The sequence below is a fragment of the Nonomuraea sp. NPDC050451 genome (genome assembly GCF_044458585.1).
Genome location: NZ_JBITHZ010000004.1, coordinates 430,068 through 445,363 on the forward strand (window position 1 = coordinate 430,068; position 15,296 = coordinate 445,363).

At 69.4% G+C, this 15,296-nt stretch carries 12 protein-coding genes and 1 pseudogene; 8 read left to right on the forward strand and 5 right to left on the reverse strand.

Going from position 1 to position 15,296, the window contains the following annotated elements:
• The first annotated feature begins 168 nt into the window (after positions 1-168).
• From ACIBI9_RS17005 to ACIBI9_RS17025, 5 genes and pseudogenes are all read left to right on the forward strand, one after another.
• Positions 169-1,602 (forward strand): MFS transporter, encoded by a 1,434-nt coding sequence (locus ACIBI9_RS17005; protein WP_397223015.1) that lies wholly within the window; start codon positions 169-171, stop codon positions 1,600-1,602.
• Between the two features lie 217 nt (positions 1,603-1,819).
• Positions 1,820-1,912: pseudogene (locus ACIBI9_RS17010) on the forward strand (IS5/IS1182 family transposase); the annotation flags it as partial.
• Positions 1,913-2,372: 460 nt separating this feature from the next.
• Positions 2,373-3,038, forward strand: coding sequence for a class I SAM-dependent methyltransferase (locus ACIBI9_RS17015; RefSeq protein ID WP_397223017.1), 666 nt, complete (start codon positions 2,373-2,375; stop codon positions 3,036-3,038).
• Between the two features lie 309 nt (positions 3,039-3,347).
• The gene (locus ACIBI9_RS17020; RefSeq protein ID WP_397223018.1) at positions 3,348-3,761 is read left to right on the forward strand and encodes an SgcJ/EcaC family oxidoreductase; all 414 of its coding nucleotides are present in this window, start codon (positions 3,348-3,350) and stop codon (positions 3,759-3,761) included.
• Between the two features lie 288 nt (positions 3,762-4,049).
• Positions 4,050-5,147 carry a sigma-70 family RNA polymerase sigma factor gene (locus ACIBI9_RS17025; RefSeq protein ID WP_397223019.1) on the forward strand — a complete coding sequence of 366 codons (1,098 nt, stop codon included), beginning with the start codon at positions 4,050-4,052 and terminating at the stop codon, positions 5,145-5,147.
• Positions 5,148-5,580: 433 nt separating this feature from the next.
• On the opposite strand, the gene ACIBI9_RS17030 is transcribed toward ACIBI9_RS17025, so the two are convergent.
• On the reverse strand, positions 5,581-6,501 hold the full coding sequence (locus ACIBI9_RS17030) for a zinc-binding dehydrogenase (protein WP_397223312.1): 921 nt from the start codon (positions 6,499-6,501) through the stop codon (positions 5,581-5,583).
• A gap of 256 nt (positions 6,502-6,757) precedes the next feature.
• On the reverse strand, positions 6,758-8,008 hold the full coding sequence (locus tag ACIBI9_RS17035) for an MFS transporter (RefSeq protein ID WP_397223020.1): 1,251 nt from the start codon (positions 8,006-8,008) through the stop codon (positions 6,758-6,760).
• Between the two features lie 149 nt (positions 8,009-8,157).
• On the opposite strand from ACIBI9_RS17035, the gene ACIBI9_RS17040 reads away from it, so the two are divergent.
• The gene (locus ACIBI9_RS17040; RefSeq protein ID WP_397223022.1) at positions 8,158-9,060 is read left to right on the forward strand and encodes a helix-turn-helix transcriptional regulator; all 903 of its coding nucleotides are present in this window, start codon (positions 8,158-8,160) and stop codon (positions 9,058-9,060) included.
• A 900-nt stretch (positions 9,061-9,960) separates the two neighbouring features.
• Here the strand turns inward: ACIBI9_RS17040 and ACIBI9_RS17045 are convergent.
• From ACIBI9_RS17045 to ACIBI9_RS17055, 3 genes are all read right to left on the reverse strand, one after another.
• Positions 9,961-10,944, reverse strand: coding sequence for a WD40 repeat domain-containing protein (locus ACIBI9_RS17045; RefSeq protein WP_397223023.1), 984 nt, complete (start codon positions 10,942-10,944; stop codon positions 9,961-9,963).
• Positions 10,945-11,399: 455 nt separating this feature from the next.
• Positions 11,400-12,122, reverse strand: a complete 723-nt coding sequence (locus ACIBI9_RS17050; protein WP_397223024.1) for a DUF5941 domain-containing protein — start codon at positions 12,120-12,122, stop codon at positions 11,400-11,402.
• Positions 12,119-13,630 carry a CDP-alcohol phosphatidyltransferase family protein gene (locus tag ACIBI9_RS17055; RefSeq protein WP_397223025.1) on the reverse strand — a complete coding sequence of 504 codons (1,512 nt, stop codon included), beginning with the start codon at positions 13,628-13,630 and terminating at the stop codon, positions 12,119-12,121. Before ACIBI9_RS17055 ends, ACIBI9_RS17050 begins: the two co-directional genes overlap by 4 nt.
• Positions 13,631-13,770: 140 nt before the next feature.
• Between ACIBI9_RS17055 and recO the strand changes: the two genes are divergently transcribed.
• Complete coding sequence (gene recO, locus ACIBI9_RS17060) at positions 13,771-14,505, forward strand: DNA repair protein RecO (RefSeq protein WP_394489297.1); 735 nt, start codon at positions 13,771-13,773, stop codon at positions 14,503-14,505.
• On the forward strand, positions 14,502-15,275 hold the full coding sequence (locus tag ACIBI9_RS17065) for an isoprenyl transferase (RefSeq protein WP_397223026.1): 774 nt from the start codon (positions 14,502-14,504) through the stop codon (positions 15,273-15,275). The genes recO and ACIBI9_RS17065 overlap by 4 nt, the downstream gene beginning before the upstream one ends.
• Positions 15,276-15,296: the final 21 nt, after the last annotated feature.

Genomic DNA, 15,296 nt, shown 5'->3' on the forward strand with positions numbered 1-15,296 from the left:
CCATCCGGCCGACTGCGTCGCACACCGGCGGTAGACCTTCGGTCCCGCCCATGAGATGCCGGCCCGCACGAATCCGGCCAGGCCCCTCGAGCCGTGGCCGTCCGAATCACGGCGTGCGACTGCTCCCGGCGCCCTTCGCCATCCTTCCGTTCCCCGGAGAGTCATTCCATGCCCAGCAAGTCGCCCCGCCTCACCTTCGCGGTCCTCGCCAGTGGTGCGGGCGTGTTCTCGATGCTGCAGTCGCTCATCGCGCCGGCGTTGCCGACGATCCAGCACGCCCTGCACACCTCTCAGTCCACCACCACGTGGGTGATGACGGCCTATCTGCTGTCCGCCTCGGTGTTCACCCCGATTCTCGGCCGCGTCGGCGATCTGCTCGGCAAGACGCGCACGCTCGTCGCCGTCCTGGTGGCAGTGCTCGTAGGGTGCCTGCTCGCGGCGCTGGCACCCACCATCGGCGTCCTGATCGTCGCCCGTGTCGTCCAGGGCATCGGCGGAGCGGTGTTCCCGCTCTCGTTCGGCATCATCCGCGACCAGTTCGAGGCCGGCCAGGTCAGCGGCAGCATCAGCAACCTGTCCGCCGTCATCGCCGCGGGCGGCGGCGTCGGCATCGTCGCCGCCGGGCCCATCGTGGCCGCGCTCGACTACCGCTGGCTGTTCTGGATCCCCGTCGCCATCGTCGCCGTCACCGCCCTCATAGCCGCGCGCCACATCCCCGAATCGCCTCACCGTGCGCAGGGACACGTCAACTGGCTCGGCGCGCTGCTGCTGTCCGGCTGGCTGGTGGCACTGCTCCTGCCGGTCAGCCGGGGCAGCCGGTGGGGCTGGAACTCCGCCTCCGTGATCTCGCTGTTCGCCGCGGCCGTCGTCCTCTTCGGCCTGTGGCTGCGCGCCGAGTCACGCAGTCCGAGCCCGCTGATCGATCTGCGCGTTCTGCGCACGCGGCCGGTGTGGACCACGAACACGGCCGCTCTGCTGTTCGGCGCCGGCCTCTCCTCGGTCTGGGCCTTCCTACCGGGCTTCGTGCAGACGCCGAGTTCGGCCGGATACGGCTTCGGTGCGAGCGTCACCGCATCCGGGCTGCTCATGCTGCCCATGCTGATCGCCATGTTCGTCGCCGGTGTCCTCAGCGGCCGCCTGGAGCCACGGCTCGGCGCCAAGCACCTGCTGATCGCCGGTTCGGGCCTCGCCGCACTCGCATGCGCCATCCTCGCCCTGTTGCATGACGAGCAGTGGCAGATCGCCGTCGCAGCGGGAGTCTTCGGCCTCGGCGTCGGTCTGGCTTTCGCGTCCATGGCCAACCTCATCGTCAGCAGCGTGCCCGCCGAGCAGGCCGGCGCCGCGACCGGCATGAACGCCAACCTCCGCTCCATCGGCGGTGCCATCGGAACCGCCATCATGAGCCTGCTCGTCACCAGCCACCTCGCGCACACCGGCCTGCCCTACGTCTCCGGCTACACCCATGGCTTCTCGGTGCTGACCCTGTTCCTCGTCGGCGCCGCACTCGCCGCGGCCCTCGCGCCCGCTCGACACGCCGCCCACACGCCGGGCCGAGCGACTGACAGCCCTGACCCGCAGCCGGCTGCGGTCACCCGGGCCTGATCAACGGAACAACCGAACAATCACGACAGCAACGGCAGCAACGGCACACCGCGACCGTTCAGCTCGAAGAACGCGCCGTCTAGGCACAGCAGAGCATGGCTGTGGCGGGCTAGCTAGAGGGTGTCTGAAAAGCCGGTCAGCGGGCATGTGGGCTGGTAGCAGGGTGGTTGCGCACTGTCGGGGGCTGGAGTGCGCGGGCTGCGTACCCGTTACACGACGGATCTGCGTGAACGCGCGCGCTTACTGGCTGCGGGCCCGCTGCGCATGGAGACTGCTGCCGCACGACCTACCGCCCTGGCAGACCGTGTACCACTACGGGGCGCTGCCTGACGGGCGGCGGCCGGGACCGGCCGGAGAGCCGCACGCCCGGCCGATCGATCCGCCAGGCCCTCGCGTCCGGCGCGGATCGCGCCGGGCGCTCTTGATACCTCATAAGGACAATTCGGCAATTGAGCTCTGGCCGTCGAGCGATGGACGGCCGGCCCGTTGGGGAGACGTCATGGAGGACATGAGCAAGCGGAACCGCGAAAGCGATCAGGCATCGTCGCGACGGCTGCAGTCGGTCGTTGACCGGCGAGAGCATCAGCGGCGCCATGGCCGGGGAGGCTGAGCGTTCTTTCGGCAACTTCGCGACCTGGACATGCCCGGAGCCGGTGGTGAGGAACGAGCCCGGGGCCGAGGAACCGGCGAACAGCCGTTGGCGCTGAGAAGGATCTTGATTGCAGTCAGTTGAGGCTGCTCCTCGTTGCGAAGCCTTCTTAGCCCTTGAGGTGACCGCGCTGGTGCCCGTGATCGAGCGCGACGACGGCCTGATCACCGCCAACGATGCATCGCGGTACTTCGCTGCTCCGGAGCATTGGTCGGACCTGGAGCGCTGGGGCTGGGAGCAGGCCGCGGGCCGGATCCTGGACGTGGGGTGCGGCGGCGGTCGGCACGCCGTCCCGTGGTTGGCCCTCGGCCAGGAGGTGGTCGGGTTGGAGCCGTCGCCCGAGGCGGTGCGCGTTTCGCGCGAACGAGGGGTCGAGGCGGTCATCGGCTCGGTGCCGTCTTTGCCCGAGGGACTCGGAGAGTTCGACACGATCGCCCTCTTTGGCAACAACCTTGCCCTGCTGGGCGGTCCGGCGCAGGCGCCCGAGGTCCTGGCGGCACTTGCCGCGGTGGCCCGCCCCGGCACACAGCTGATCGGTTCGGGCATGGACCCTGGCGACGGCGGCGGCGCCCATGCCGACTACCAGGCATGGAACCTCCGCCGCGGGCGGGCCCGCGGACAGCTGCGTATTCGGGTACGGGACGGCGCGACGACGACGCCATGGTTCGATTACTGGCTCGCGACGCCCGATGAACTGATGGCCGCCGTCGCCGAGTCAACGTGGACCTTGGAAGCACTGGAGCGGGACCCGGCAGGTCCCGGCTATATCGCTCGCCTGCGCTGCTGATAGCTCCGCAGACGACGGATGCCCCGCTGAGCAGCGTTCCTCAAGTCTGCCGATCGTCCAACCTCAGCCCGGATCTTTCGGCAACTCGGCGCACCCGTTCATCGCAGATGCATGGGTACATCGCGGCCGATCTTGTACGTGAATCAGCGCGCGCTTACTGACGTATCGGCCGTCGCGGCCGCGCAGCGGTCGCCTTGAAGACGTAGAGACGGATTTTCATCCGCCGCGATGAGTTCCGACCCCGCCGCCGGTATGTACTCACGAGCTCGCGGGAGCACCTCGGGCGAATCGATCACAAGGGAGAATCCAATGTCGAACAGTCGTGCGGCAGACGAGGCCGCCATCCAGGCCGTACTGGTTGACTCCTACAAGGCGTGGGAGGCAGGCGACGCCGACGGCATGGTCGCCAACTACACCGCGGACGCGACCGCCATCATGACCGGCTCGCTCCGCGACAGCCGTGAGGTGATCCGTCAGAACATGGCCCTGGCCTTCGAGGGGCCGCTCAAGGGCAGCTCGACCTACAACAAGCAGCTCAGCATCCGCTTCGTCGGCAGGGACGGCGCGATCGTCATCAGCGAATCCGCCATCCTGTTCCCCGGCGAGACCGAGGTCCCAGACGACGTGCGTAAGGTGAACGCGACCTGGGTCTTCGAGAAGCGGGACGGCCAGTGGCTGATCACCGCCTATCACAACAGCCCGGTGCTGGCGCCTGCGCAGTGAACCCTTCCTGTAACCAGCAGTGACCGTGTGTAGGGCCATGACAGGACCGAAAAGCCCTGCATCGCTCTGAGCTGTAGGAACTTCACTCCCCGAGGGCCAGATGCCCTCGCATGCGCGCCTCGGATCTTGCACCACATGCAACCCGGAGGACCCACGAGACGCATGCGAACGAAAAGTCACGCCGAGGACCTGTTCCCAGGCCCCTTGGCGTGACTTTTCGTACCGACGCCCCTACCTGCGAGCGACGTTAGGAACAGCACTATTTATCTAGAATCTGGGACGTATGCCATGGCCAGGCCGTTGATGACCGCGCGGGGTGACCTATCCGCCCATAGCGGATGCTCACTGCAGTCGCCAGATATGGTGGTTGCGGCGGCAGTGGAGATGGGGCGTGGCGTGATGACGGGGAGGGAAGGCTTCGATCGTCGGATCGAACCGTTCCGGACGGAGCTGCTGGCGTTCTGCTACCGGATGCTCGGCTCGGCTCACGACGCAGAGGACTTGGTTCAGGACACGTACCTGAGGGCGTGGCGGGCGCGGGAGCAGTACGACGATACCCGCTGCTCACTGCGCACCTGGCTCTACCGGATCGCAACCAACGCCTGCCTGACCGCCCTGGAGGTCCACGGTCGCCGGCCGCTGCCGTCGGGGCTGGTGGCAGCGTCGGATCCGCTCGGGCCGCTCGTCCAGGGAGAACACGCCGCCTGGCTCCAGCCCTTGCCGGACTCGTTGCTGGACGCGGGCGATCCGGCTGGAGCCGTGATCGACCGCAGCAGCTTGCGTTTGGCGTTCGCCGCCGCCCTGCAGCACCTGTCGGCGCGTCAGCGCGGTGCGCTGATCCTGCGTGACGTGCTCAGCTTCTCCGCGTCCGAAACGGCGGAAATCCTCGGCACCACCGTCGTGTCGGTGAACAGTTCCCTTCAGCGGGCGCGTACCCGCGTCAAGGAGGTCGGAGTCCGGCAGGAACGGGTCAGCGAGCCGTCCGAGGCCGAGCAGCGCGCCTGGGTCGAACGCTACATGAAGGCGTTCGAGCGGGCCGACGTCGAGGGCCTCAAGCGGCTGCTCACCGAGGACGTGATCATGGAGATGCCGCCGATGCTCAACTGGTTCTCCGGCCGCGGCAACTACGGCCTGTTCATGGAATGGGTCTTCGGGGCGGCCGGGAAGGACTGGCTCCTCAAGGAGGTCGCGGCCAACGGCGGCCAGCCCGGATTCGCCGCCTATCAGCGCGTCGGCGACGGGTACAACCTGCACACGCTCCAGATCTTCACCGTCACTGATGAGGGCATCACCCGGAACTCGGTCTTCCAGGACCCCAACATCTACGCGACTTTCGGCCTGGCGGCCAAGCTCGACGACCAGGGACTTGCCATCGCCGAGGCCTAGTCCGGTGACCGTTCGCTTTCGAGTGTTATGCCGCTGGAGGCGGTCGGCCCCAGCGGTGTCCGCGTTGGCTCCGGATGCGGGCGCGTTCGTGGCGTTGGGCACCCAGTACGTCGGGGGTGGCGGGCCCAGGACGGCCCCAACGCGCTCCACGAACCGGAAGCGGGCGCCCCGCCATGACCTGGGGAAAGTCCTCAAACGCCCCAGAACAAGCCAAGCCGCCGCACCATCGGCAAATAGGCCGAGCTTCCCCGCGGCTGCTGCTGAGCGCGTCGCCCGGCACACGCGCGAGACCCTTTACACCAGTTCTTCCTCGTTGTTTCGGCGTTGCTGGATCGGTGAGCCGCAAGATCAACGCCGTTTGGGGCTCATGACGCATTTCTTACTGGCACCCCTTCTTCCTTGCTGTGCTGTGCTGTATCGGTGAGGGGTGGCGTCAGGGGTTGATGAGGACCTTGAGGGCCTTGCGGTCGGCCATGTCCTGGTAGCCGGCTGGGACGCCGTCGAGGCCGGTGGTGGCGTCGAAGACCTTCCCGGGCTCGATCGTGCGGTCGAGGATGTCTGGCATCAGTTCCTCGATGTAGGCGCGCACGGGTGCGGGTCCTCCGGCGAGGCGGATGTTGTGGCGGAAGAGGCTGCCGAAGCCGACGGGGGCGTCCTCGTACTGAGGGACGCCGACCCGGCTGATGACGCCGCCGCGGCGGACGATCCCGAGGGCCTGCTGGTAGGCGGACATGGTGCCGACGGCCTCCAGGACCACGTGGGTGCCGTGCCCGCCGGTGAGTTCGCGCACCGCCTCGATGCCTTCCTCGCCGCGGGCGGAGACCACGTCGGTGGCGCCGAACTCGCGGCCGAGGTCGGTGCGGGCCTGGTGGCGTCCCATCAGGATGATCTGCTCGGCGCCCAGGCGCTTGGCCGACATGACCGCCAGCAGGCCGACGGCGCCGTCACCGATCACGGTGACGCGGGTGCGCGGGGTGACGCCGCCGGCCACGGCCGCGTGGTAGCCGGTGCCGAACACGTCCGAGAGCGTCAGCAGGGACGGTATGAGGGCCGAGTCCGCTTCGACGGGCAGCTTGACCAGGGTGCCGTCGGCGAGTGGGACGCGAACCGCCTCGGCCTGGCCGCCCTCGTCCGCTTCGCCGTCCCAGAAGCCGGCTTGCGGGTGGGTGCAGGAGGTGTGCAGGCCCTCGCGGCAGAACTGGCAGGTGTTGTCGGAGAGGGCGAACGGCGCCACGACCAGGTCGCCCCGGTTGAGGGTGGTCACCTCGGGGCCGGTGTCCTCGACGATGCCGATGAACTCGTGCCCCATCCGGGCCGGGCCGTCTTCCGGCTTCATCGAGCCGTAGGGCCACAGGTCGCTGCCTCAGATGCAGGACGCGGTGACTCGGATCAGCGCGTCGGTGGGCAGCTTGATGACCGAGTCCGGCACCTGCTCGACGCGGACGTCGCCGGCGCCGTACATCAGGGTTGCACGCATCAGAAGTTCTCCGTTTCCGATGGTTGTTTCTCTCGGGTGGTGGCGGCGCCCCGTACCGTGACCTGGGCTGGCTGGAGTGTCTCGACTCCCCCACCCCGCCCGGCTGACCTGGCCATACACCCCATGGCAGCAGTTAGTGCGCGGGTAGGGCAGAGCGGCGCTGGATGGCGGCGATGGTGATCGTGGGGATCAGGGTCAGCGCGGCGATGGCGGCTCCCACCACGGCGGGGCCGGTGGCCCCGAGCGCGGAGTCGAGGGCGCGCCCGGCGATCCAGGACCCGGCCGTGGTGCCGACGTTGAATGCCGAGACGCTCAGGGCGGAGGCCAGGGTGGGCGCGTCACCGGCGAAGCGGACCGACAGGGAGATCAGCACCGGGTTGGCGCCGAGCCCGAAGAAGCCCAGCAGCGCGACCAGGACGATCGTGGCCCCGGCGTGCGTCGACAGCAGGCAGATCGCCAGCAGCAAGACGGTGGCGCCCGCGGCGGCAGCGATCGTCGTGGTGTGCGGGCGGGCGTCCCCGAGCCGGCCCCCGGCCAGCGAGCCCGCCAGGGCTCCGACGCCGAAGCCGGCGAGCACCAGCGGCACGAGACCGGCCGCGATACCGGCCCGGCCGGTCAGCAGTGGCGCGATGTAGGAGTAGGCCGACAGCACCCCGCCGGTCGTGGTCGCGCAGGCGGCCAGCACCAGCCACAGCCGCCCCGAGCGAAGGGCCGCCACCTCCGACCGCACCGACACTGCCCGATGATCGCCGCCGTCGTGCGTGACGGTGCGGGCGATCAGGACGGCGGCCGCCACCGCCAGGACCGCCAGCGCCCAGAACGGGCCCCGCCAGCCCGCCAGTTGCCCGGCGAACGCGCCGATCGGCACCCCGACGACGTTGGCGAGCATGCCTCCGGCGCCCACCAGGCCCAGGGCGCGGGCGCTCGCGGCAGGACCCGCGGCGCGGCTGGCGGCCACGTTGGCCACCGCCCAGAACGCACCGGTCGCCAGCGCTGTCACGAACCGCGCCGCCAGCAGCAGCGCGAAGCTGGAGCCGAGCGCGACGATGAGATGCCCGGCCGCGAACACGCTCAGGGCCAGCACCAGCGTCAGCCGCCTGGGCAGCCGCAGCGTCAGCATCGCCATCACCGGCGCGCCGACGATCATCCCGGCCGCGAACACCGTGATCAGCAGGCCCGCCTGAGGCACGCTCACGCGCAGGTCGCCGGCGATGTCCGGCAGCAGGCCCGCGACCACGAACTCGGTCGTGAGCATCAAGAAGGTGCCCACCGCCAGCACATAGACCACCGGCGGCAGCCGCGCGGGCGACCGCCCGCGCCCGCCGAGCGCCTGAGCCCCGCCCGCGCCGGCGGCCCGCTCGACGACTTCTCCGCACGTACTCATGTCCATCTCCGTATCGCAGGTCGCGGTCAACGTGCCGATCCCAGGAAACCCGCCTGGTCGCGCGCGAGGCAGAGCGCGTTTATCGGGGGGACAAGCTCAACCCCCTTACCGCCGCCACCTGCGCGAACCCCGCGGCTACCGTGAAAGGCATGGACGACCACCGGCCCGACCACCGCGACCAGATCCGGGACTTCCTCGCCACCCGGCGCGCCAAGCTCACCCCGGAGCAGGTCGGGCTGCCCACTAGCGGCCGGCGCCGGGTCCCCGGGCTGCGCCGCGAGGAAGTCGCGGTGCTGGCCGGCGTGAGCACCGAGTGGTACACCCGGCTGGAGAAGGGCCACATCAGCGGCATGTCCGAAGACGTGCTCAACGCGGTCGCCCAGGCCCTGCGCCTGGACCAGGACGAACGCACCTACCTGTTCGACCTGGCCCACGCCGCCCGGCCCGCCCGCCGCGCACCCTCGCGCCGCAAGGACGTCCAGGTCCCGCCGCGAGTCCAGTGGCTGCTGGACTCCATGACGATGTCGGCGGCGTTCGTGCGCAACGGCCGCCAGGACATCGTCGCCGACAATGCGCTGGCCCGGACCTTGCACGCGCCGGTCTTCGACAGCCCCACCACCGCCCAGCATGGCCGCGCCAACATCGCCCGCTACATTTTCCTCGACCCGGGCTCCCAGCAGTTCTTCGTCGACTGGGACGCGGCCGCCGTCGCCACCGCCGCGCTGCTGCGCGCCGAAGCCGGACGCGAGCCCCACGACCGGGCCCTGCGCGACCTCGTCGGTGAGCTGTCCACGCTCAGCACCGAGTTCCGCAGCCAGTGGGCCGCTCACGACGTGCGTATCCGCCATGACGGCAGCAAGCGGCTGTGGCACCCGCAGGTCGGCGACCTGGAGCTGACCTACCAGTCTCTCGACCTGCCCATGTCCAACCGGACGGTGTACGACCTCACCATCTACACCGCCGAACCGGGCAGCACCTCCGAAGAGCGGCTCAAGCTCCTGGCCAGCCTGGCAGCCACCCAGCCGACACACCCCGCCGATCAGCCGCGCTGAAGCCCGCCGGCCTGCCCACCAGCGCAGTCGGACGGGCACGGCGAACGATTAGCCCTGCCCCGGGGGATTACACTCCCTCCTCGTCCACGCTCCGCCGTCGGGGACAGCGGGGATGCCGGGGATCTCGCCGAGCCGCCGCAGGCCCCCGGCGGGGGGCGTAGGCAACAGACGTGCCAAGGCGAACCCCGCCGCAGCCCACAACTGTCTGCCCCGATGTAGACCAGTTCCGCGGCGGTCAATGCAACCCGCGTCGGCTACGCGCGTTTCCGAAGCGGCTCCCCACCCTGTGCAGAGGACTTCGGACATCCGTGCAGGCGACTTCGGAAATCGACACTGATGCCGCCGAAGAAGTTGACCGTTTCGCTGCGGGCCGGGCTGATGTGGGCCAGCGCTTCGTCGTTGACGTAGCGGCCGCCGCCAGCCCCAGATACTCGATGGTCCGGGTCACGGCCGCGTTGGTCAGCAGGGTCAGGCACCAGGCTTGCTCGCTCTGCCCGGTCAGGTGCGGGCTGCGGAAGGCGCCGCCGTGCGTGTAGCACAAGTCACGGCAGAGTACGTGCAACGTCTCGCGAACACTCGACGTTGCCGAGTGGCGTTCCCGATCATGTGAAGTACACACGAGGCCGGGCCAGGCGGCCCTTCCCTTGCGTCCGGGCCCGCCACATCGGGCAGGCACAGGGCCGGCCGATGGGCCACCAGCTCCTGGCTCAACCGCATCGAAGCCCGGTTCACCGCCCTGCGCTACTTCACCCTCGACGGCACCGACCACGCCGGCCACAAGCAACAGGGCAGTATGATCCGCCGCTACATCATCTGGCGAAATAACCACGCGGCCGACGAACGCCTCCGCAAGATCATCGACAGGACGAACGTTGCCTGATATAGACCCCCTGACGCATATCAGGGAAGCGCGTCGAGGAACCAAGCGCTGATGCCATCGGGGCCCGATGCGATGAATACCCGACCATTCGGGGTGAACGAGGCGACGGTCTGTTCAGAGCCGGTCCAAAGAACGCGACCGTTGGTGGCGTCGAACAGCACGGCCAGGTAGTCGTCAGCGGTGAACACGGCCGGGCCGCGGCTGGTCCAGCAGGCTCGCGTCGATATGGCCGTCCAGGGCAGCGTGGCATCGATGGTGAGTGCGGGATCGACCACCATCACGTCCGTTCGATCCCCGTCCGCTGTGAACAGACAAGCGGTCGGATGGTCTCCACCAGCTGCGACAAGCCCGGCGCCATCCGGGGAAAATGCCAACGCGTGAACCGCCGGAAGGCCGGTGTCCCAGGTGGACAGGGCAGCACCGGAAATCATCTCTCGTACCGAGACCCGGCCGTCTGGCCGGGCGTACGCCAGGCGCCCGCCGGTGTGGTCCAGTGCCACAGGCCCGGTCGCATCTGGCATGGTCAGCAGGGTACGACCGGTTGCCGAGTCGGCCACGGTCACCGCATTCACCACGGAGCTGCCACCGGCAAGCAATTGCCCGTTGCCGGACTGGGCGAGTCGGTCGAAGGCGACGTCACCATCCCAGTCGTCATCCTCCTCGAACTCCTCACCGATGGCGAAGCTATGTCGGAGGACTCCGTCGAGCCCGTATGTTCCCGGACCATCGCTGCCACCGCCAACGTCCGCGTACCCGACGGTCACCCGCGCACCGTCAGGGCTGAACACCGCGTCCACCGCTGTCGACTGCTCCGCCAGAACGGCAATCTGGTTCGGCTCTTTGGCGTCGGGATCCGGCCGCAGCAACAGCACCTCACCGAGATCGTTGTTACTGGTCGCACCGGCCCCGGCCAGCACCACGCTCAAGTCATCCGGGCAGGCGACAACGCTGACGTGGAAGTATTCGTCAAGCCGACACAGCAGTCGATGCGGAGCGTCTGTCACGGCCGCTGATCCTCTCACGGACAGCAAGGCATGTCCTGCCCTGACGCAAAGAAGGCGCCCACGAGGAACGGATGATCCGCTCGCTGGGCCGCCCGAGAATCAATTTCCGCGGCAGATCCACCAGGCTGAGGCTCGACTACCGCAGCACACGCCGCCCGCATGCCGGATCCGGCCAGCGGAGGGGGCGGTGTCCTACGGCAGGTCGTCGGGTTGCCGTTCAGCGGTGTCGCGTCCTGGCCGAGGGGGGCCGGAGGCGTGTTGGTCTGGGTGGATGTCAGTCGGCCCACCGCCTCGTAGGTCAAGGGGCGGGTTCGCGATTGCGCCGGAAGGCGCCTCGATGAGAACGCCTGAGCCCCGAGCGCGAAGCGCTTCCCTCGGGAAGCCCTTTGTGCTCGGGGCTGGCGTCAGCAGGCCCACTTGGTAATGGGGCGACGGGCGGGTGGCCCTTGGCCCACCTACCCCTTGTCGGCCTCGCCGGTGGCCTGTTCGAGCTGGTCCTCGGGGGAGGCCTCGAGGTCCTGCTCGGCGTCGGCGCCCGCCTGGGCGGAGGCCTTGTCGAGGCGGACCCAGCTCGTCACGCTCTCCACGGCGAACAGCACGAAGAGGTACGCCGTCAGCACCGCCAGCACGGGCGTCAGGATGCCGAGCGCGGCGCCCAGGCCGATGACCAGCAGGCGCAGCTCCCAGCCGAGCCCCGCGTGGAACACCCAGGCGGGCGGCCAGATGCTCTGCCGGGTCCGGTAGACGGTGTCGTACGTGTGGTAACCCACGACGTAGACAAGCACGAACAGCAGCCACTTGGGCGCGTCGGCGGCCAGGCCGATCCCGATCATGGCGAGGAACTCGGCGCCGCGCAGCAGCGGCGGGGTGAGCCAGTCGAAGCGGCCCAGGTGGTCGCGCGGCGTGGTCGGCAGCACGAGCAGCAGCATGGTCGCGACGGGCAGGAGCAGGATCGGGCCGCCCTGGTCGAGCAGGCCGGTGACCAGGAAGGCGACCACGGCCAGGAGGGCCACCAGCGTGGCGGGCACGGGCGGCAGGCCCCGGCCGAGCTTGCCGGCCAGGGCGTGGGCGAGCGGACCGTCGTCACGGTAGGCGAGCAGGCGGGCGGTCTGGATGCGACGGCGTTCCTCGTCGGGGTCCGGCGTGGGGGTGGCCATGGCCTGCGGTTGAGTGATCATACGAGCGACCTCATGAGGCGTCCGGTGAGCGTGTAGGCGGCGGCGACGGAGCCCCAGATCACCAGGGTGATGAAGGTGATCCGGGCGTCGAAGAGGGCGGCGGTGATCGCGATGGCCGCGAACCGCTCGCCGATGGGGAAGACGATCATCTTGCGGGCCCAGTGGACGGCGCGGAACTTGCCGGCCTTGGTCCACATCTTGAGCACGCCACGCAGACCCTGGCTGCGCTCGACCTTGCGGCGCGTGAGGGCCTGACGCAGGGCGCGGTCGTCGGGCGCGTCCAGTGCCAGCGTGGGCAGCGGGGACGGGGGCTTGCGGCGGTTGGAGATGCCGAAGGAGAAGTCGAGCAGGTGGCGTACGGACTGCAGGCCGATCGCGGCCAGCGCCAGGATCCAGATGTCGTCGCTGTTGCCGGAGACGACCCAGCCGACGGCCAGCCCGGCGAAGACCACGTACTCCTTGAACCGGTCGAACGTGGCGTCCAGCCAGGCCCCCAGCACGCCGAACTTGCGCGCGTAGCGGGCGACCTGCCCGTCCACGCAGTCGAACACGAACGCGAAGTAGATCAGCACACCGCCCAGCACCATCCACGGCCGGTCGCCGGTGGCGAAGCAGGCCGCGGCGGCCACGCCGAGCGTGATCGAGATCAGCGTCACCTGGTTGGGCGTCAGCCCGCGCCGGGCCGCCCAGCGGGCGATGAAGCGGGAGTAGGTGGAGACGAAGTACGTGGTGAAGAAGCCGTCGGCGCCCTTGACCGCGTTGTTGAGCCTGGCCCGGTCCTCGTCCATGCCGGCCATCTCGGCGCCGGCCTCGTTGACCTCTTCCTGGGTCGTGACCCGGCGGTAGAACAGGTCGCGCCGGCCCCTGATGCCGACCGACACGCCGTTGCGCACCAGGCCGAACACGATCAGCTGCAGCAGGTCGTCGTCCTCGCCGAACGTGTCGGCCATCGCCGCCAGCTCGCGGCAGGTCTGCGCCAGCACGGGCGCGTTGCGCGCGCTCAGGTGCAGCGGGCCGAGCAGGGCGGCGTTGGGCCTGGTCACGGCGTGGCGCGCGGTGCCGACCGAGATCACGCGCGACTTGCCGACGCGCGAGCGGACGGGCAGCCCCTCGAGGCGGCTGAGGCCGATCTCGGGCTCCGCCTCGTCGATCGGGACGATGTCCTCCTGCGCCTCCTCCTCTGTCACCTCCGGCCGCGGCTCTTTGGCGACGAGCGCCAGCGCACCGCGCTTGGCCTTGGTGATCTGGTAGATCAGCTCGTCGTGGATGACGGAGTTTTCCGGGATGATGAAGAGGTTCTCCGTCGCGGCCTCCGCGACGTCGGCCAGCGCGCGAAGGGCGGCGGCCACGTCGCCTGACTCGATCGTGGCGAGCCGCGGATCCAGGGAAGTGAGCTGGCTGCGCAGGCGCTCGGCCACGGTGGGATTGCCGGGCAGCGCGGCCAGCCTCAGGCCGGTCGGAGAGGTGTCGGGGCCGGGCGAGGCGCCCAGCAGGACCACGCGGGTCATGACTCCCTTTCGAGGCGGTAGCGGGGGGTTGAACAACGGGTAATCCGGGGACAGACGTCAAAGTCTAGTGAGGGTCACGTAAAGTCGCGTCACCAGAGCATGCCCGTAACGCCGCTTCGGCGCGGCCGTAAGATGTCCGAGTGAGTCTCTACCGTGACGAAGGCGTAGTTCTACGCACACAGAAGCTCGGTGAGGCCGACCGCATCGTCACCATCCTGGCCAAGCGCACCGGCAAGATCAGGGCCGTGGCGAGAGGCGTGCGCCGCACGAAGTCCCGCTTCGGCGCCAGGCTGGAGCCGTTCACGCACGTCGACCTGCAGCTCCACACCGGCCGTACGCTCGACGTCGTCACGCAGGCGGAGACCATCAGACCCTACGGCGAGACGCTGGCCGCCGACTATCCCCGCTACACCGCGGGCAGCGCGATGCTGGAGACCGCCGACCGGCTGACGCACGGGGAGAAGGAGCCGGCGCTGCGGCAGTTCCTGCTGCTGGTGGGCGGGCTGCGCACGCTCGCCGACCGCGACCACGAGGCCCGGCTGGTCCTGGACGCGTACTTCCTGCGCTCGCTGGCCGTGGCAGGCTACGCCCCCGCGCTCGACGCGTGCGCCAAGTGCCGGGCGCCGGCGATCAGGGCGTTCGCCATCGTCGCGGGTGGCGTGGTGTGCGGGGCCTGCCGCCCGGCCGGCTCGGCCGTGCCCGCCGGTGAGACGATTGGGCTCATGACGGCGCTGCTGCGTGGCGACTGGGCCACCGCCGACGCCTCTGAGCAGCGCCACCGGAGTGAGTGCAGCGGGCTCGTCGCCGCATATCTGCAATGGCACCTCGAACACGGAATACGCTCTCTCCGACACGTCGAAAGGGAGCCTGTGTGAACGTACGACCTCCGACCCCGCATCCGTCGGGCGCGACGCCCCCGCCGATCCCGCGCGACCTGGTGCCCAAGCACGTCGCCATCATCATGGACGGCAACGGCCGCTGGGCCAAGGCTCGCGGCCTGCCCCGCATCGAGGGGCACAAAGCGGGCGAGTCCTCGCTGTTCGACGTCATCGAGGGGGCGCTCGAGCTGGGCATCCCCTATCTGAGCGCGTTCGCGTTCTCCACGGAGAACTGGAGGCGTTCGCCCGACGAGGTCCGCTTCCTCATGGGGTTCAACCGCGACGTGATCCGGCGGCGGCGCGACGAGCTCAACGCCATGGGCGTGCGCGTCCGGTGGGCGGGCAAGCCGGGGCGGTTGTGGAAGAGCGTCATCTCGGAGCTGCAGGAGGCCGAGGAGATGACGGTCGCCAACCGCAAGCTGACGCTGCAGTTCTGCGTCAACTACGGCGGGCAGGCCGAGATCGTCGAGGCGGCGGTCAGGCTGGCCGAGGACATCGCGGCCGGGCGGGTCAAGCCGTCCAAGGTCAACGAGAAGGTGTTCGCGCGTTACCTGGACGAGCCGGAGATCCCCGAGGTGGATCTGTTCGTGCGGTCGTCGGGGGAGCAGCGCTTCTCGAACTTCCTGCTGTGGCAGTCGGCCTACGCCGAGATGGTGTTCCTCGACCGGCTGTGGCCCGACTTCGACCGCAGGGATCTGTGGGAAGCCTGCGAGATCTACGCCAAGCGCGACAGGCGTTACGGCGGGGCGCTCCCCAACCCGGTCTGACCGGCCCCAACCTCCAGATCT